The organism is Sphingomonas bacterium (assembly GCF_903643035.1).
Taxonomy (GTDB): domain Bacteria; phylum Pseudomonadota; class Alphaproteobacteria; order Sphingomonadales; family Sphingomonadaceae; genus Sphingomonas.
In genome coordinates, this window is the sequence record NZ_CAHJWW010000290.1 from 1 (window position 1) to 3,322 (window position 3,322).

The 3,322-nt window shown below is 73.3% G+C and carries 3 protein-coding genes; 2 read left to right on the top strand and 1 reads right to left on the bottom strand.

The window, feature by feature from the left end:
- Nucleotides 1–213 precede the first annotated feature (213 nt).
- Nucleotides 214–1,587, bottom strand: coding sequence for a protein adenylyltransferase SelO family protein (locus tag HUV01_RS14015; RefSeq protein WP_174298830.1), 1,374 nt, complete (start codon nt 1,585–1,587; stop codon nt 214–216).
- 63 nt (nt 1,588–1,650) lie between these two features.
- Between HUV01_RS14015 and HUV01_RS14020 the strand changes: the two genes are divergently transcribed.
- Together HUV01_RS14020 and ruvA are read left to right on the top strand one after the other, a co-directional pair.
- A complete protein-coding gene (locus HUV01_RS14020; protein ID WP_174298831.1) occupies nt 1,651–2,802 on the top strand; it encodes a glycosidase in 1,152 nt (383 codons plus the stop codon).
- Nucleotides 2,799–3,322, top strand: a 524-nt coding sequence (ruvA, locus tag HUV01_RS14025; protein ID WP_174298832.1) for a Holliday junction branch migration protein RuvA, incomplete at its 3' end; no start/stop codon positions are given. The genes HUV01_RS14020 and ruvA, both read left to right, overlap by 4 nt.

A 3,322-nucleotide genomic window follows, 5' to 3' on the forward strand; every position in this document is an offset into this window, starting at 1 on the left:
GGCCCACCCGGTCCAGCCGGCGCGCGCGGCGGCGACCTCGGCCGCGACGTCGCCCGTCTCCCCGCGCCACAGGAGCGCCCCGGTCGCAGGTTCGAAGGAGACCAGTTCGGGCATGTCGCGGGGTGATAGACCGGAAGGGGTTGATCTTGTTTGAACGACCGTCCTCCGATCGCCGGCCGCGCACCCTGCCCGTCAGGCCCGGGTGGGCGGAATCTATTCGAGCGCCGCGCCCATCGCGCGCACCTGCGCCACCTTGGCGTGGAACGGCCCCCAGTCGTCGTCCTGCGCGATCGGCGCCCAGATCGCCTCCACCTCGTCGATCAGCATCGAGCAGGGCTCGCCCGACCAATAGGGGTGATCGCGACCCTTGCGCGGCCGGTACGGCGCCAGCGCCGCGCGCAGTTCGTCCCACTCGCCGCCATAGCCGGCGGGCAGCGCGCCGCCGAACGCGTCGAAGAAGAACCGGTCCAGCCCCGCGCCGCTCGCGCGCAGGCCGCACTCGATCGCCTGGACCAGCGACCGGTCCTCCTCGCCGCGCGGCGTTAGCCCCAGCCGCCACGCCATCGCCGCGCCGATCGCCGCCTGGTATGCGGGCGCGAAGCCGTCGAGCGCGGCGATCAGCGGCTCCGCCTCGCAGATCGGCCGCAACGCGACCGCCAGCTGCATCGCGTTCCAGTGGATCGCCTCGGGCTGGCGACCGAAGGCATAGAGGCCGGTCCGGTCGAAATAGGCGGCCGTGAACGCCGGGTCCCAGCTGGGCGCGAACCGCCACGGGCCATAGTCGAAGCTCTCGCCCGTCACGTTGATGTTGTCGGTGTTGAGGACGCCATGGACGAACCCCGCCGCCATGTAACCCGCCGCCAGCCGCGCGGTGCGCGCGACGACGTTGGCCAGCAGCTGGACGGCGGGCTCCGACCCCGGCCGTTCGCCGTGCAGCTCTTGCAGGACATAGTCGGTCAGCGTCCGCAGCCGCGCCTCGTCGCGTTCGTAGGCCAGCCGCTGGAAGCTGCCGATGCGGATGTGGCCGTGGGACAGGCGAACCAGGACGGCGGACCGGGTGGGGGAGGGCTCGTCGCCGCGGTCCAGCGCCTCGCCCGTCTCGATCACGGAGAACGAGCGGCTGGTCCCGACGCCCAGCGCCTCCAGCATCTCGGTCGCCAGCACCTCGCGCACCGCTCCCTTCAGCGTCAGCCGGCCGTCGCCGGACCGGCTCCATGGGGTCGTGCCCGATCCCTTGGTGCCGAGGTCCATCAGCCTGCCGGCCCCCATGCCCGCGCCGTCGCGCAGCTGAGCGAAGGTGAAGCCGCGCCCGTCGCCCAGTTCGGGATTGTAGGTGCGGAACTGGTGGCCGTGGTATCGCAGCGCCACCGGCTGCGGCAGCGTGCCGGGCAGGGGCGCGAACCGTCCGAACCGGCGCACCCAGTCGGCGTCGTCCAGCGCGTCCAGCCCCACGGTGGCGGCGGCGCGATCGTTGCGGAACCGCAGCCGCGTCTCCGGGAAGTCGGCCGCCGCGACCGGATCGAAGAAGCCGTCGCCGAGCGTCAGGAGCGTCGAGGCGGGGCGATAGGCTTGCGGGTCCAGGGTCATGCGGCGATATGGTGGCCGCCGGGCGCAGGGCGCAACCGGCGGCGGGGATGAAGGCGTGGCGGCATGACGGACTCCCCTGACGCGTCCTTCGACGCGCCCTTCGACGCTCTGGTGTTCGGTCCCGGCGACGTCGACCTGTCGCGCTCGCCGCTGGCGGGGCGGATCGATGCCGAGACGTATGTGCTGGGCGCGTTCAATCCCGGCCTCACCCGGCTGGCGAGCGGCAACCTCCTGATGATGGTCCGCGTCGCGGAGGCGTTGCGCCATCCGATCCGCGGCGGCAGCGTCCACTCGATCCGGTGGGACGGCGCGGGCGACGCCGCCCGCTGCGTCCTCGACGCCTGGCCGCTCGGCCTCGTCGACACCGCCGATCCGCGCCAGGTGCAGATGCGCGGCGCGGGCTTCCGCGTGCTGGCGCTCACCTCGCTGTCGTGGCTGCTGCCGGTCGAGCTGTCGGCGGACGGGCGCCGGGTGGAGGCGGTGCATCACGATCGCGCGATCGCGCCGCGCGCCTCCTACCAATGCTATGGCGTCGAGGACGCGCGGATCGCCCGCGTCGGCGACCGCTGGCTGATGACCGCCTGCTGCGTCAGTCCCGAGCGGCACGGCACCGCGCTCTATTCCTCCGCCGACGCGCTCGACTGGCGGCTGGAGGGCCTGGTCCTCGACCACCAGAACAAGGACATGGTGATCTTCGAGGGGCTGATCGCGGGCCATTACTGGGCGCAGACGCGGCCGCTGGGCGATTGCTGGTTCGCCTATCCGCCCGATAGCGAGTGGCGCGCGGGGCCGTCGATCAACCTGGCGAGCTCGCCCGACGCGCTCCACTGGCGGCCAAGCGGACATCCCGGCATCCGCCCCCACGCCGCCACCGTCTCGACCGCGCGGATCGGCGCGGGGGCGCCGCCGATCCTCACGCCCGAGGGCTGGCTGACGCTGTGGCACGGGGCGGAGCCGTCGGGGCAGGTCGGCATCTATCGCACCTATTGGTCGCTGCTCGACCGCGACGAGCCGTGGCGCGTGATCCGCACCGGCCATCCGCCGCTGATCGAGCCGGCCCCCGCGCTGACCGAGCCGCTGCGCGACCGGATGTACGTGTCCGACGTGACGTTCACGACCGGGCTGGTCGATGCGGGCGACCACTGGATCGTGGCGAGCGGCGAGGCGGACCTCGCCTGTCGGATCACGCACCTGCCCAAGGCCGGCTTCGCGTGATCGCGCATCTCAAGGGGCGACTGGAGTCGACGGGGGTCGACCATGCGGTGATCGACGTCGGCGGCGTCGGCTATCTCGTCGGCGCGTCGGCGCGCACGCTGGCCGCCATCGGCCCGGTGGGCGAGGCGGCGACGCTGTTCACCGAGATGCTGGTGGCGGAGGACGCGATCCGGCTGGTCGGCTTCGCGGGACCTGTGGAACGCGACTGGTTCCGGCTGCTGACGGGCGTGCAGGGCGTCGGCGCGCGGGTGGCGCTCGCGATCCTGTCGGCGCTGGAGCCGGCCGAACTGTCGCGCGCGGTGATGGCGCAGGACAAGGCGACGGTCGCCCGCGCGAACGGCGTCGGCCCCAAGCTCGCGGAGCGGATCGTGCGCGAGCTCAAGGACAGGGTCGGCGGCATCGCGCTGGGCTTGAGCGCGGGTCTGGGCGCCGGGGCGTCGGCGCAGGTCCAGTCCGCCCTGGGGCCGGTGGGCGCGGCGGCGGATGCGGCGTCGGCGCTGCTGAAGCTCGGCTTCCGTCC

Bases quoted from the DNA above. Each gene is read 5' to 3' on its own strand.
- HUV01_RS14020 (WP_174298831.1), top strand. From the start codon at position 1,651: ATGACGGACTCCCCTGACGCGTCCTTCGACGCGCCCTTCGACGCTCTG.
- HUV01_RS14015 (WP_174298830.1), bottom strand. From the start codon at position 1,587: ATGACCCTGGACCCGCAAGCCTATCGCCCCGCCTCGACGCTCCTGACG.